Genomic DNA, 14,499 nt, shown 5'->3' on the forward strand with positions numbered 1-14,499 from the left:
AGCATTTGTTGGTACCGGCGGGAGCCTTCTGGATGTATCAGTTTTGGACACGACGGTATTAGATCTACAGGCATTGACATTAACAGGTGACTTAACAGCGACAGGCGCAGGCTTGACGCAGAGTGGTTCATTAGCGGTAACAGGAACAACAGATATAACCGCCGGAGCGGGAAATAACATTACTTTAACAACTGCTACAAATGATTTTACCGGTGGAGTGAGAATAGTAAGTGGAAATGATGTAGGCATTACAGACACAAATGCTTTGGTATTGGGGAATGCAAACGGTGTGAGTGCAGTAAGCGGAGATCTGATAGCTGTTGCCAGCGGTGCTATAACACAAAGCGGAGCATATTCTGTAACAGGAACAACAGATGTAACAGCCGGAGCGGGAAATAACATTACTTTAACAACTGCTACAAATGATTTTACCGGTGGAGTGAGAATAGTAAGCGGGAATGATGTGAGCCTTCGCGATACTGATGCAATGGACTTAGGCTCTTCAACAATATCAGGGACCCTAACATTGCAAACGGGTGGAGACCTGACGCAAAGCGGCGCTTTAACAGTAACTGGTACGACAAGCATCACTGCAGGCGCAAACGATGTAACATTTTCTAACACCAGTAATGATTTCACAGGAGCAGTAACTGTTGTCTCCGTAAAAGACTTAAGCCTGATAGACGCTAATGCAATGAGCTTGGGCGCTGTCACATCAACAGGAACAGTTGATGTTGCTACCCTAACCGGTGATTTAACACTTACCGGTGCCATTAATACTACCGACGCTACCGCAAGCGCTGTAAAACTTAATGCAGGCAAAAGTACGGCTGTTGGTATCTCAACCGGAGGCAGTATAATTATTAATGGAGGTGCTGTTGCTGTTGGTGTCGGAGGGCGGGCTACATTTTATACAGGAAGCGTTAGCGGCAGCACAGGCCTGACAGCTTGTGTCGGATCAGGCAGCGGTAGATTTCGTTATAATAGCGATGAAATAGTGACCAATTATACTACCGCATTAGGAACAGGCGATTATGCTATATATAGAGAAGAACCTACAGCAACCGTTACGGCTAAAGATGAAACTTTTACGTATAGCGGAGTTCCGTATTCCGGAGGAAACGGTGTTACAAAAAGCGGACTTGTTAATGGAGACACATCGACCATAACATTCAGTGGAACACTTACTTATTCCGGAACATCTCAGGGAGCCACAAGTGAGGGAACATATACGATTATTCCTAGTGGATATACTTCACTTTTGGGATACGGCATAGCTTATGTTAATGGAACCTTGACGATTAAATACAAAGCAGTCCCAAGCGGTGTAACCAGCACTGAATTCAATAAAGCCAAAAACGTCGTCGCATCATTATACAACACTATCTCATCTTTATACAGCGTTCAGTGGTGTATCAACGGAACACAGGAAGGCATGTTGCTCTTTAATACCGAACAATCCGAAGATTCTACAAAAGAGATTTATAATGAAGGACCTTTCTCCGGCAGCAATTCTATAGAAGCTATTTCCTCATATCGACTTATTATAGATAGGTTGAAACCATAATAGAGTGGAAACAGCAATTATTTAAAGAATATCCCGATTTATCGGGATATAACACTCAAATAAATTTACTTTTCCCAACGCTATTTAAGGTTAATATAATCCTAGTAAATCGGTGGATTTTATAATGTTTAAAATTCTAAGATTTTCTATGTTTCTTGCCTGTATTATATTTTCTCTTTTTATCTTATCAGGTAATTCATCCTCTTGGGTTTTCTCCCAAAGCGAGCTACCATTTGGAAGGCGGTCCATACCGAACCCAAATACTATTTCATATATTGAAACATTTTCGGATTTTTTAAGATCTTAAAAAAGTTTTTAGCCATAAAGCCCATCATCATCAGACCAATTTGCATATTATTGCCATAAAAGAACGTAGGATAGTTAAGAGGTCGAAAGATCTCAAAATATTTTGTTAATGTTTCCGCATCCATTGTTATCGGATACATCATCATTTTAGCTACCTGGTTTACGGCGGTTTCAATGTCTTTATTAATGAAATGAGAAACGTTATTGAGCGATTCTTTTGAAAAATCATTTCTATCAAACGCTTTTTTGAGCTCTTTTCCGGCATAGATACCGTTTGCCAGTGAGTTGATATTGCCTAATTGTGCGCCTGCTACCCAGGTGTCACCGATTGCCACGGCACCGTCTACTGCATTGTCCTTACAGAGGTCACGCACTCTTAATCGTGTGCCTTTTTGAGTTATAAATTTCAATGAGTCCGGATTATTTCCAAAGTATTTTTTCACGCGAGAATCACTTTCGATAAATACTTTCAGGTAATGATCCATCGGTTTCTTTAATGAGTAGTATTTCGTGTTTGAATAGAGTACCAGAGACATTTCAACATTGTTTGCAATACCGATACCTGCAACAGCCGGGGGAAAATCTTCATCAAGCTTTAGATCTCCCATTACGAAACTGTAACCGCTTTTGAGGCCTTGTGGTTTTTCGAAAACGAACGTTTGATATTGTACATACCCTTGCGCGTTCTTGTTTACCGGTATTTTGGCTTTTTCAGAGAGGTTTGCCAGTATGCCATCAGCAGTAACGACCACCTTTGAGTGCACATTGGTGCCATCCAAAAGAATGCCTCCGACGATTTTCCCGTCATCATAGATAAAGTCTTTTACTTTAGTATTGTAAAAGAGGTGGGCGCCGCTATTTTGCGCCTCATCAGCAAGTTGGTGTACGAGTGCGTCTTTTGAAGCTACATAACCCGTCATTCCTTTTTTAAACGTATCATCAAAGCAGTATCCGTCGGGTCCGTCCGCTGTCAGCCATTCCATTTTTGAATGTATAAAGTCATCTTTGAGCTTAAACTCAATTTCCGGAAACTCTAAAAAGCCTTCAGTTTTCTTCATGGTTGTTGCACCCGGAAAACTGAAGAGTATACCACCGTCAGCATGATGTGAAACATTCCTGTTTGGTAATCGTTCAAACACTGCAGTATTGAGACCCTCTCTTGCGCAGCTAATGGCTGCACCCAGACCTGCAGGTCCCGCACCGACAATAATAACGTCGTATTCAGGCTCTATGGTTTGGTTCTGTTCAGTCTGGATCTCATCTTCCTTCATATTGGGGAGAGGAGCTTTTTTGTTAAATACCGCATTAGATTCACACACGTCTTCGCAACCGTAACAACTCATACATCTATCATGGTCCGCTACGTACATTTTTTTGTTTTTACCGAGGGCCAATATCATCTGTGGGCACGTTTTTATACATGCTTTACATCCTGTACAGTTTTCAGATACGGTTACGATTGCCATGTGATACCTCCTTATGTTCTGATGCGAGCAGTTTATCCAAAAATAGACATAATGTATACCCATTTCCGGAGAGAGTTTTTTCGTAATGTGTGGGTGTAATAATGTGCATATTTTTTGCTTTGTAGGATGCATAGATAAGCTTATAATTAAATTGACCGTCATTTGCTATAAGGTTATATCTATTTAATGTTGGCAAATCTTTAGAGAGGTAAATATGGCAAAAGAAGAAGCTATTGATTGTGTAGAATGCGGAGCTAGGTGTTCTAAAGATGAGTGCTCTATTATTGACAATAAGACACTGTGTTACAGGTGTCTATTTGGGGATGTTTCTCCTGTTAGTTTCTATCCGATCGGTTTTGTTTTAAATGAACAGGACAGAGATAGCAGTGATTTTGGCTTGTCTAAAAAGGGCAATGTGTCTCGCATTGAGCTATTTGATTCGCAAAAGAGATTTATGTACAAACTGGAAGAAGAGAGTGGTCTTACGGTGGTGTATTATTTGCATAAGTCCCGAATGGTACGGTCGAAATTTAAACGTGGATATGATGGTAAAAAAGTGGGGGTATTCGCTTCACGTACGCCGGATAGGCTCTCAAGAATTGGTATTCAAGATGTTCAGCTTCTTGAAGTCAGTGGAACCATGTTGGTTGTTGAAGGGCTAGATGCGGTTAATGGTACGCCTGTATTAGATATTAAAATGAGATGGAAAAAGAAGTAACAGCTTTTCCTTTACATAAACACACTTTCAATGGATACAAAAGGAGTGCTGATGCATAAAACAGGATTGGCATTAGGAAGCGGCGCGGCTAGAGGGCTTGCTCATATCGGCGTTTTAAAGGCACTTCAAGAAGAAAATGTCGATATAGACATGATAGCCGGTTCGAGCATAGGGGCGCTTGTCGGTGCGTGCTATGCCACCTCTGGTGACATAACTTTTCTCGAAGAGATAGCGCTCAAGGTCGATTGGAAACAAATGTTCCGTCTTACGGATCCGAATTTTGCGTTCCTTTTCAGGGGAGCTATTCACGGAAAGAAGGTAAAAGAGCTATTAAAAAGCATCATTGGCGACATAGAATTCAAGGACCTGAAGATTCCGCTTTCGATTGTCGCGACCGACGCGAATACCTGCGAAGAGATCGTTATACACGAAGGGTCGGTTGTTGAAGCGGTGAGAGCCAGTATCTCTATTCCGGCAATATTCATGCCCGTAAAATATTCCGGCGGTGATGCACGTACGGGCGTAATAAAAGAGCGGTACCTGATCGACGGAGGGATTGTTAATCCGATACCGATAGATGTAGTTAAAGATATGGGCGCGACATTTGTTATTGCGTGTAATGTGATAAATGACCCAAAAACCCTCCCGATTCCGTTCAAGAAAAAAGAAACGATAAAGGTTCCGGTGGTGAAAAAGAAAAGCGACAGTGTCATATTTGAAAGAGTGAATAATGTGGTTATGAGCATCATGGAAGACAACGCCGATGCGGTCAGTGCTTTACAGGAAATTGTAGGTACACTCAAAAAGAAGCTTAATAGCAGGAAGCAGCCTCTTGAACCTCAAATGCCGAATATGTTCGAAACTATTGCCCGGACGATAATGGCAATGGAATATGAATTAGCAAAATCTAAGGTAAAGGACGCAGATATTGTTATAACTCCAGACACGTCTTTTGTCGCTCCGTTAGAGTTTTTCCGCGGTAAAGAAACTATTGCGCAAGGGTATACCGCTGCACGAAATATTCGGGACACTCTTTGTAAAATTTTATAATGCAAGTATATATAATTAAATAATCCTTCGTGCCGGTAAAAATAGGAATATTAGAAGAATAGCAAGGCGCGTTGGTAAAAGATAAAAACGGCATACCTGAAATCAGACTATGTAACTTTGAATTTCTCAAAAGAATATAGATTTGTTCAGTATACTTTATATATTTGTCTTTTACGTCATTCTTTACTGTGTTACCATCTCACTAGTTGTAAGTAACGGTTCATATTATATATACGGGGGTCATAATGAACAAAGTGCGACCATTTTTTAAGATACTACTTTTTATAGCCGTGATGTTCTATGTTGTTGCAACTGCGTATATGATGAGCGATCTTTATTTCAAGTTTGGTGAGATGGATCACGTTATGATGCATTTGAGACGAGCACACGTACAAAAGTAATGAGATCAAATTAAAGACGGCTCTATAAACTATCGGACCGTTTTTTTGTGTTTCGTTGTACAGCCATAATAATTTCTACTACGTGGGAACAATTTGTAAATATGCGATTTTTAGATCATTGTCCTTTTCGTATATCCTTTCAACCAAACAGTCTATATTTCAATGCTTTTTTAATTGCACTATCTTAATAATATAAAGGGGATATCATATGCTACATAAAAAACATAAAGCAAAAAAATCTGGATTGCAAGATGAGATGTTGTATCCGACATTCGGTTCACGCGAGTTGAGTGCGCCAGTGCCAAAATATACAATGCCAAAAAAAGAAATGACCTCACGTGATGCGTACCAGCTTGTACATGATGAACTCATGCTTGACGGCAATGCACGGCTCAATCTTGCAACATTCGTAACGACGTGGATGGATCCTGAAGCAAACAAATTGATGGCTGAAACATTTGATAAGAATATGATTGATAAAGACGAATATCCTCAAACCGCGGAGTTGGAAATGCGCTGTGTCAATATATTGGCGGATCTCTATAATGCGCCAAATGAAAAAGATGTGGTTGGCTGCTCTACAACGGGATCAAGTGAAGCTGTCATGCTTTGTGGTATGGCTTTTAAGTGGAAATGGAAAGAGCGGATGAAAAAGAAGGGTAAGCCTACAGATAAACCGAACTTGGTTATGGGTGTAGATGTCCAAATATGTTGGGATAAGTTTTGCCGTTATTGGGAAATCGAGCCACGGCTCATTCCTATGGAAAAAGGCCGTTATAGTATTACGCCGGAAGAAGTATTAAAAAGATGTGATGAAAATACGATTGGTGTTGCAGCAATATTAGGGACAACATTTACCGGTGAATATGAGCCCATTAAAAAAATAGATGATGCCCTCGATACATTTAATAAAAAAACAGGATACGATATACCTCTTCATGTTGATGCTGCAAGCGGAGGATTTATAGCTCCGTTCCTGCAGCCAAAACTTCAATGGGATTTTCGTTTAAAATGGGTTAAGTCAATCAATGTATCGGGACATAAATACGGTTTAGTGTATCCCGGTGTTGGTTGGGCTCTCTGGCGTGATAAAGCGGAGCTTCCGGAAGATCTTGTGTTTCATGTGAATTATCTTGGTGGTGATATGCCGACATTTGCGTTAAATTTTTCCAGACCGGGAAATCAAATCGTAGCTCAATACTACAATTTTTTGCGGTTAGGATTTGACGGGTATAAACGCATACAACAAGCGTCTCAAGACGTAGCGGTGTATTTATCGGGTAAAATTGAAAAACTTGGACCGTTTGAGTGTCTCACACGCGGTAAAGATATACCGGTTTTTGCATTTAAGATCAAAGACAAGGCAAAAGTAAATTATACGGTTTTTGATATATCAGAGATGTTGCGGCATCGTGGCTGGCTTGTCCCGGCATATACGTTGCCTGAAAATTGTGAGGATATGGCAGTGTTGCGTATTGTTGTTAAAGAAGGGTTTAGCCGTGATATGGCAGAGCTTTTACTTGAAGATATTAACCGTATTCTTGACCATTACAAAAACCAACCAGGGTATAAACCAACAACGAGAAAGACAAAAGGAAAAATACGCTGTTAAAGAGTAGTGTAATGAATAGTAAGGAGGGTGTATGAAAAAGTTAGTATTATTGTCTTCTTTATTTGTCTTGATGCTGTGCGGTTCTGCATATGCCTTTGGGCCAATACCACGTGTTGGAGCTGAAAATCAGGCGTTTCAAAAAAATTATGAGTTAAGACGGGAGAAAGAAAAAAGCAAGCCTTCTATTGAAATCCTGGATGAGAAGGAAGGTGCTGAGCCGAGAAACACCCTGTTTCAGCCAAATCGCGAAGAAAAACCAACGTCAGAGAAAAAGGCTGAGTAATAATGAATTCTTTTAAATGGTTTAAAGAGTATTATGTAACGATTCAACGTAGTCTGACACAGCACATGATACTTTTGATACTACTTGCATCAGGTGCGATATTTGCCACGAGCTATTTTTATGGTTCACGCATCGCTATTACTCATTTTTCTCAAAGTCACATAAAAAGTTCTCTAGATCAAACCGAAGCCGAGCTTAATCAATTATTTGATTCTGTGAAAAGGAATCTCTTTGTTGCTCGTGATTGGGCTCAAGAAGGGTTATTGGATCACAGTGATCCAAAAGCGCTCAACCTCTTGTTAATCCCTTTGCTGAAAGAAAACCCAAATGTATCTTCCATACTGTTTGCAGATGTAAAAGGAATAGAGTATTTGCTGCTCCGCGCAGATAAACTGTGGAAGAATCGCCTTACGAACATCCCAGAGAGAGGACAGCGAACACAATGGATGAGCTGGAAAGATGCTCAGACGTTACTTGATAAATGGGAAAAAGTTTTAGATTATGATCCTCGAAAACGACCATGGTTTAAGGGCGCATTGACTCTTACTGATGAAAATGAGATATATTGGACTGAGCCATATACTTTTTTCACTACACAAGAACCAGGTATTACAGCATCAACAATAGTGGGAGATGCGGATATTCAATATGTGGTGGCATATGATGTTCTGCTGCTTGATATATCAAAATTTACGACACAGTTTGCCATTAGCAAGCACGGTATGGCTTTTGTTACTACCGAAGACGGTAAAGTTATCGGTCTACCAAAAAGTGAACGTTTTGTTACTGATACACAGATAAAGCAGAAAGTATTCACGTCGTACCAGTCACTCGGTATAATGCCGCTCAAGAATCTTTTTGAAGCGCAACAAAAGCTTTTGCCGGCAGAGAAGGTTAAGCCATTTCATTTTACCAGCGAAGATGTGTCGTGGTGGGGCGGGAGCCGGGTATTTACCGTTGGGAATCTCAGGCTATTAATCGGTGTTGCTATGCCTGAAAAAGATATTTTGCCTTGGCTCTACAAACAGAGGATTATTATATTATTTATTATTGTTGTGACTATTGTCTTAGCAATATTTTTGGCCCGTTATGTTGCCCGTAATTACAGTCGGCCTCTTGAAATACTCGCCCAGGAGGCACGGCGTATCCGTGACCTTGATCTCGATAAAGATATGGCGCACATTAATACTCGTATTGTAGAGGTGAAGGAGCTCGTTGATACGCAGGCTCAGATGCTTTCAGCGCTACAATCTTTTTCAAAGTATGTTCCTCTTGAAGTGGTTAAACAACTAGTGAAAAAGGGTGAAGTTGCAAAAATAGGGGGTACCACAGAGGAGTTGACAGTACTCTTTACGGATATACAGGGATTTACCTCAATAGCTGAACAGATGTCTCCTGAAGGTATAACATCTCTCATGGAAGAATATTTTGAAAGCATGATCGAAGTGTTACGAAAACATAACGCGACAATCGATAAGTTTATAGGGGATGCCATAGTTGCTTTTTGGGGTGCGCCGCTTCCGGATATTCATCATGCACAGCACGCGGTATGCGCAGTATTGAACTGTCTTAAAGAATTAGAAGCTAATAATGTACGCTGGGTGCAAAAGGGGTTGCCGGCTTTGCCTACACGATTTGGTCTTGCAACAGGATCGATGACGGTCGGAAATGTTGGGGCACGTTCACGTTTAAGTTATACCGTTTTGGGTGATACGGTTAATTTATCAAGCCGTATTGAAGGATTGAATCGTTTTTATGGAACAGGCGCTCTTGCAGCAGAAACGGTAAAAAATAAGACAGGCGAAGAGTATGTCTGGAGATTGGTTGATACCGTTAACGTAAAAGGGAAAAAGAATGCGGTGAAAATATATGAGCCTATTGGTAGATCAGGCGACGTGTCCGAGGAGAGAATAGTATCTGTAAAGAAATATGAAGAAGCTTTGAGAATGTATTCTGATAAAAAATTTAAGAAAGCATCTGTTGTATTAGAAGAATTAATAAACAAAACCCCGAGTGATTCAGCGACAAAACGATTACTGCATTTATGTAGGCAATATCTTACCAATCCTCCGGACGATTCATGGTCCGGCATTACGCAATACAAAGATAAATAGTAATCTCCATGATTCGTTAGGGCTGATGAAATCAACTATATCGCAACATCTGGGGATTTTAAGAGCACAGGGAATTATTCATCCACAGAAAAATGGTGTTAGAACATGTTATAAAGTGGTGGATAAAAGGGTTCAAAAACTTTTAATACTTCTTCAAAAGGAGGTTGCAAAATGAAAAAAGTAATAATCGGTCTTGTTTTTGGTTTTGTTATTGGTATAGCTGTATGTGTAGGCGCGTCAGTTGTTTTAGTGCCTAAATATGTGCTTTTAGTAAAGGAAAGTAAATACACGATAGATGAAACGATTAAACATTTAGCGAAGGCGATAGAAAAAGAAAAATGGCATGTCCTTGTTGAGAGTGACGTTAATGAGTCATTATCTAGAGCTGGGGTGAAGTTAAAGCCAAAAATAAAGATAATTAAATTTAGCAAAGCGGAATATGCAAAAGAAATATTAGAAGATCATAGAGAATTAGCATGTATGATGCCGCCTTCTATTGCTGTTTATGAGGGGGAAGATGGTAAGGTATATATTTCCAAAATGAATATGGGTCTAATAGCGAAGATATATGGCGGTGTTGTAAATAAGATTATGGGAGAGAAAATTTCCGTAGATGAAAACAGAATTATTAGTGCTGTTGTTAAGAGAGAAGAATGTAACGTGATCTGTGGAAAAGTGGGGCATGAAAACAAATAATATAGCACATTACGTGGTGTTTTATCCGAAAATATTACAGGGGCATTGATTGCGATTACCATATTTTTAGGAGCTATTGTCTCTTTAATTAAGATTGATACTGTTTCTTAAAGATACCTTTCACCAAGTATGAAACTTTACTGTATGACATACACTGACGTTGTAAGAGAGTGGTTAAAAAACTTATTGACATATATATCGTTATATCGTAATATAACAATATAACGATAGAAGGAGCAAATATGAACTACGAAAAAAAGAGTGAACTCTTAAAGGCGTTAGGGCATCCTGTGCGGTTGCGTATAGCATGCGGTTTACTGAAGCATGAATGTAACGTTAATAAGATTGTCGATTCGTTAGGACTGCCGCAATCAACGGTATCACAGCATCTGGGAATACTAAGATCGCAGGGAATAATTCATTCACACAAAGATGGAGTGAGAACATGTTATAAAGTTATTGATAAAAATATCAAAAAACTGTTACGCGTAATAGAGAGTGAGGTAGATGTATGAAAAAATATATTGGTGGAGTAGTTGTCGGAATGATTGTATGCGGCATTTCAGTGTTTGTTCTGATGCCGAGACTCATGATCGTTGTTAAGGAAAGCAACTATACGGTAGACGAAACCGTAAAGCGATTAAAAGAAAAACAGTGCGGTGCAATTTGCGGAAAGGTGAATTATGAAAGGGAATAAAGTAACAGAATATGCATTGATGCATCCAAAACTTATTATCGGGATAATGATTGCGCTGACACTGGTTCTTGGCGCGCTTATACCGATGATTAAAATTGATACTGATCCTGAAAACATGCTTTCGAAAAATGAAGCGGTACGTGTTTTTCACGACAAGATGAAAAAGGAGTTTGCGTTTCATGATATGGTAGTTCTGGGTATTGTTAATGAAAAGAATCCTAACGGTGTTTTTAATCCTGATTCGCTTAAAAAAATATACGAGTTAACCGAATATACAAAAACACTCAGGTGGCAGGATAAAGATGATCCTGAAAAACAAGCAGGTGTAATCGAGGTAGATCTTATAGCTCCTTCTACTGTCGATAACATAGAGCAAGGTGGGCTCGGTGTTGTTAACTTCAGCTGGTTGATGAAAGAACCGCCTGACACGCAAGTTGATGCGCTGCTTATACGTGACCGTGCTCAAAGAATACCGTTTCTTAAAGATACGTTACTTTCAGATGACGGGAAAGCACTGTGCCTCTATATTCCTCTTACATCAAAAGATCTCAGTCATAAGGTGTATACAAGCCTGAAAAAGAAAATCGGAACATTAAACGGTGATGAACAATATTATATTACCGGGCTTCCTGTCGCAGAGGATACCTTTGGTGTGGAAATGTTCGTGCAGATGGCAGTATCGGCACCGCTTGCCATGTTTGTTATCTTTCTTTTGATGCTGTATTTCTTTCGCAAACTGGTGCTTATTATCTCTCCGATGATAGTTGCCATGGTCTCTGTGATATGGACAATGGGGCTTTTGATCGGTACGGGAAACACGGTCCACATAATGAGCTCAATGATACCAATATTTATAATGCCGATTGCGGTACTTGATTCGATACATATTTTATCAGAGTTCTTTGAGCGGTATCAGCAGTATAAAGATCGTAAAGATACTATACGGGTTGTTATGAAAGATCTTTTCAAACCAATGTTGTATACATCTCTAACATCTGCCGCAGGTTTTGGTTCACTTGCCTTGACCCCTATCCCGCCGGTGCAGGTGTTTGGAGTATTCATAGCAATCGGTGTTATGTCCGCATGGGTGCTTACAATCATCTTTATTCCGGCATATATAATGCTTTTACCGAAAAAATCGCTGGAAAACTTTGGGGCGACGCATCATGAAACTGGTGTCCCAAACACGTTTATTGGAAAATTGATGTTTGGTATGTCGTATTTCACGTTTAAAAGGGCAAAACTCATTATTGTCATGTCGTTAGTACTCTGTGTAATAGCGATTTATGGTATCAGTAAAATTCAGATCAATGATAATCCTATTCGTTGGTTTACTCCATCACATCCGATACGTGTGGCGGACCGTGTGTTAAATCATCATTTTGGCGGTACATATATGTCATATTTAACGCTTCAGTCCGATCAAAAAGATGTACCTTTGCATACGTTTATAGATGAATTATTGGAACGTGTAAAGAATGATGATGTCAATAGTGCGATCTACGACCAATTTAAAGATGAAGCCGAAAAGAATAAAGGTCAAGAATTGACCAAAGAACGGTTTTTAGAAAACATGACCGAATCTTGTGAAAAGAAGATAGATTCTGCCGGTGAGGATACCATAGATCAATGGGAAGATCTGGCTTATTTTGTTGATAAGGAAAAACAGCGTGGACAGGTGTTTAAAGATCCTAGAGTATTAAACTATATAACGGATCTTCAAAAAGCACTTCTGAAAACAGGTTTTGTTGGTAAATCTAATTCCCTTTCAGATATCGTAAAAACGGTACACAGGGAGCTCCTTTTAGGTAAAGACGAAGAGTTTCGCATACCTGATACGAGTGATGCGGTTGCGCAATGTTTGCTGACATTTCAAAATAGTCACCGGCCGCATGATCTGTGGCATTTTGTATCAACAGACTATAAAAAAACTGCTTTGTGGATACAGCTGAAAAGCGGTGATAATAAAGATATGTCGCAGATGGTTGATTATATAGATCAGTATATAAAGACACACAAGCCGCCGGTACCGTTATCATTTAATTGGTTTGGTCTTACCTATATTAATGTTGTATGGCAGCAGAAGATGGTTAGTGGTATGATGCAGGCTTTTATTGGCAGTTTTCTCGTAGTATTTTTGATGATGACCTTTCTCTTCAGGTCAGCGTTATGGGGCTTTTTATGTATGATTCCCTTAACGGTTACGATCGGTTTTATTTATGGCGCGATCGGTCTTGTAGGTAAAGATTATGATATGCCTATAGCGGTATTGTCTTCACTGACACTGGGGCTGGCAGTGGACTTTTCTATCCACTTTTTGTCCCGTGCACGGGTAATGTATGAAGAATTTGGCAGCTGGAAAAAAACGGTGACAAAAGTATTTGGTGAACCGGCAAGAGCTATTGCACGAAACGTTATAGTTATTGCAGTCGGGTTTTTACCTCTTCTTGCGGCACCGTTGATGCCGTATAAAACTGTAGGGGTGTTTTTGGCGGCAATATTAGCTGTATCGGGTATCGCTACTTTGGTTATTTTGCCCGCTATGATTAAAGTATTGGAAAAATATTTATTCGGTAAAGATATGTCACAAGTAAAACTTGCGTGTAACTGTGCTACGTGTGGTATTATGATCGCTTCACTCATAGTATTTGTAGCGCTTAATATCCATCAATTTGCGGGAATACCATGGAGCAGTCTTATGTGGTATGTTGTACCGAGTTTTATACTAGTGCCGTTTGGGTGCTGTTTAATGCGCAGGAGATGCAAAACCGATACAATTGAAAACAAAGGAGAGAAGTCATGAAAAAGATTTTATTAATGATGGTTGGGATTATATGTCTTACGTTTTTTACGAATGTATCGTATGCCGTTACCGTTGATGAAATAGTTGATAAAGCAAATAAAATGGCGTTTTATCAGGGAAAAGACGGTAAAGCGCGCGTTGAGATGACTATTACTGACAATCAGGGGAGGACTCGTATGCGTGAGTTCACCATATTGCGCTTAGATAAAGAAGACGGCGGTGAACAGAAGTTTTACGTTCATTTTAAAAAACCGGCGGATGTACGCAACATGGTATTTATGGTATGGAAACATATTGGTAGTGACGACGACAGGTGGCTTTATCTACCGGCGCTTGACCTTGTAAGAAGGATATCGGCAAATGATGAAAGAACAAGCTTTGCGGGATCAGATTTCCTGTATGAAGATGTTTCCGGTCGCGGAATAGAAGAAGATACGCATGAGCTTATTGAAGAAACCGATAAATATTATATCTTGAATAATGTGCCTAAAGAAAAAAGTGCGGTAGAGTTTGCCTCATACAAGGTATGGGTGGACAAAAAGAATTTCCTACCGACAAAAATTGAGTATTATGATCAGGGCGGGAACAAATACCGTATTATTGAAGCTTTGGAGGTCAAAGATATACAAGGATATCCTACGGTAGTGAAATCAAAGGTGTCTAATCTTAAGACTGGTGGCAATACTGTTTCAGAATTCAAGAAAGTGCAATATGATGTTGGTCTTGGAGATGATGTTTTTACTGAGCGGTATTTACGAAGAGCACCGCGAAAATGGGTGCGTTAGA

At 39.8% G+C, this 14,499-nt stretch carries 14 protein-coding genes; 12 read left to right on the top strand and 2 right to left on the bottom strand.

Annotated features, from left to right (window positions below):
* On the top strand, positions 1-1,567 hold a 1,567-nt coding region (locus P9M13_04095), incomplete at its 5' end, for a hypothetical protein (GenBank protein MDP8262468.1).
* A gap of 90 nt (positions 1,568-1,657) precedes the next feature.
* Here P9M13_04095 and P9M13_04100 read toward each other — a convergent pair.
* Positions 1,658-1,816, bottom strand: a complete 159-nt coding sequence (locus P9M13_04100; protein MDP8262469.1) for a hypothetical protein — start codon at positions 1,814-1,816, stop codon at positions 1,658-1,660.
* A gap of 14 nt (positions 1,817-1,830) precedes the next feature.
* Complete coding sequence (locus P9M13_04105) at positions 1,831-3,339, bottom strand: FAD-binding protein (protein MDP8262470.1); 1,509 nt, start codon at positions 3,337-3,339, stop codon at positions 1,831-1,833.
* 214 nt (positions 3,340-3,553) lie between these two features.
* Between P9M13_04105 and P9M13_04110 the strand changes: the two genes are divergently transcribed.
* The 11 genes from P9M13_04110 to P9M13_04160 all read left to right on the top strand — a co-directional run bounded on the left by P9M13_04110 (position 3,554) and on the right by P9M13_04160 (position 14,498).
* Positions 3,554-4,057 (top strand): TrmO family methyltransferase, encoded by a 504-nt coding sequence (locus tag P9M13_04110; GenBank protein MDP8262471.1) that lies wholly within the window; start codon positions 3,554-3,556, stop codon positions 4,055-4,057.
* A 51-nt stretch (positions 4,058-4,108) separates the two neighbouring features.
* The gene (locus tag P9M13_04115; GenBank protein ID MDP8262472.1) at positions 4,109-5,107 is read left to right on the top strand and encodes a patatin-like phospholipase family protein; all 999 of its coding nucleotides are present in this window, start codon (positions 4,109-4,111) and stop codon (positions 5,105-5,107) included.
* 245 nt (positions 5,108-5,352) lie between these two features.
* Positions 5,353-5,508: a hypothetical protein gene (locus P9M13_04120; GenBank protein ID MDP8262473.1), complete on the top strand. Its 156-nt coding sequence runs from the start codon at positions 5,353-5,355 to the stop codon at positions 5,506-5,508.
* Between the two features lie 208 nt (positions 5,509-5,716).
* The gene (locus P9M13_04125; GenBank protein MDP8262474.1) at positions 5,717-7,120 is read left to right on the top strand and encodes a glutamate decarboxylase; all 1,404 of its coding nucleotides are present in this window, start codon (positions 5,717-5,719) and stop codon (positions 7,118-7,120) included.
* Between the two features lie 31 nt (positions 7,121-7,151).
* Positions 7,152-7,403, top strand: a complete 252-nt coding sequence (locus P9M13_04130; protein MDP8262475.1) for a hypothetical protein — start codon at positions 7,152-7,154, stop codon at positions 7,401-7,403.
* A 2-nt stretch (positions 7,404-7,405) separates the two neighbouring features.
* A complete protein-coding gene (locus tag P9M13_04135) occupies positions 7,406-9,517 on the top strand; it encodes an adenylate/guanylate cyclase domain-containing protein (protein ID MDP8262476.1) in 2,112 nt (703 codons plus the stop codon).
* A 171-nt stretch (positions 9,518-9,688) separates the two neighbouring features.
* Complete coding sequence (locus P9M13_04140) at positions 9,689-10,213, top strand: DUF302 domain-containing protein (protein ID MDP8262477.1); 525 nt, start codon at positions 9,689-9,691, stop codon at positions 10,211-10,213.
* A gap of 242 nt (positions 10,214-10,455) precedes the next feature.
* Positions 10,456-10,728: a metalloregulator ArsR/SmtB family transcription factor gene (locus P9M13_04145; protein ID MDP8262478.1), complete on the top strand. Its 273-nt coding sequence runs from the start codon at positions 10,456-10,458 to the stop codon at positions 10,726-10,728.
* Complete coding sequence (locus P9M13_04150) at positions 10,725-10,910, top strand: hypothetical protein (GenBank protein MDP8262479.1); 186 nt, start codon at positions 10,725-10,727, stop codon at positions 10,908-10,910. Before P9M13_04145 ends, P9M13_04150 begins: the two co-directional genes overlap by 4 nt.
* Positions 10,897-13,713 carry an MMPL family transporter gene (locus tag P9M13_04155; GenBank protein MDP8262480.1) on the top strand — a complete coding sequence of 939 codons (2,817 nt, stop codon included), beginning with the start codon at positions 10,897-10,899 and terminating at the stop codon, positions 13,711-13,713. Before P9M13_04150 ends, P9M13_04155 begins: the two co-directional genes overlap by 14 nt.
* Complete coding sequence (locus P9M13_04160; GenBank protein ID MDP8262481.1) at positions 13,710-14,498, top strand: outer membrane lipoprotein-sorting protein; 789 nt, start codon at positions 13,710-13,712, stop codon at positions 14,496-14,498. The genes P9M13_04155 and P9M13_04160 overlap by 4 nt, the downstream gene beginning before the upstream one ends.
* Position 14,499 lies beyond the last annotated feature (1 nt).

Origin of the sequence: Candidatus Ancaeobacter aquaticus, from assembly GCA_030765405.1 — a bacterium.
Lineage (GTDB): Bacteria > Auribacterota > Ancaeobacteria > Ancaeobacterales > Ancaeobacteraceae > Ancaeobacter > Ancaeobacter aquaticus.

Bases quoted from the DNA above. Each gene is read 5' to 3' on its own strand.
- P9M13_04100 (MDP8262469.1), bottom strand. From the start codon at position 1,816: ATGGACCGCCTTCCAAATGGTAGCTCGCTTTGGGAGAAAACCCAAGAG.
- P9M13_04105 (MDP8262470.1), bottom strand. From the start codon at position 3,339: ATGGCAATCGTAACCGTATCTGAAAACTGTACAGGATGTAAAGCATGT.
- P9M13_04110 (MDP8262471.1), top strand. From the start codon at position 3,554: ATGGCAAAAGAAGAAGCTATTGATTGTGTAGAATGCGGAGCTAGGTGT.
- P9M13_04115 (MDP8262472.1), top strand. From the start codon at position 4,109: ATGCATAAAACAGGATTGGCATTAGGAAGCGGCGCGGCTAGAGGGCTT.
- P9M13_04120 (MDP8262473.1), top strand. From the start codon at position 5,353: ATGAACAAAGTGCGACCATTTTTTAAGATACTACTTTTTATAGCCGTG.
- P9M13_04125 (MDP8262474.1), top strand. From the start codon at position 5,717: ATGCTACATAAAAAACATAAAGCAAAAAAATCTGGATTGCAAGATGAG.
- P9M13_04130 (MDP8262475.1), top strand. From the start codon at position 7,152: ATGAAAAAGTTAGTATTATTGTCTTCTTTATTTGTCTTGATGCTGTGC.
- P9M13_04135 (MDP8262476.1), top strand. From the start codon at position 7,406: ATGAATTCTTTTAAATGGTTTAAAGAGTATTATGTAACGATTCAACGT.
- P9M13_04140 (MDP8262477.1), top strand. From the start codon at position 9,689: ATGAAAAAAGTAATAATCGGTCTTGTTTTTGGTTTTGTTATTGGTATA.
- P9M13_04145 (MDP8262478.1), top strand. From the start codon at position 10,456: ATGAACTACGAAAAAAAGAGTGAACTCTTAAAGGCGTTAGGGCATCCT.
- P9M13_04150 (MDP8262479.1), top strand. From the start codon at position 10,725: ATGAAAAAATATATTGGTGGAGTAGTTGTCGGAATGATTGTATGCGGC.
- P9M13_04155 (MDP8262480.1), top strand. From the start codon at position 10,897: ATGAAAGGGAATAAAGTAACAGAATATGCATTGATGCATCCAAAACTT.
- P9M13_04160 (MDP8262481.1), top strand. From the start codon at position 13,710: ATGAAAAAGATTTTATTAATGATGGTTGGGATTATATGTCTTACGTTT.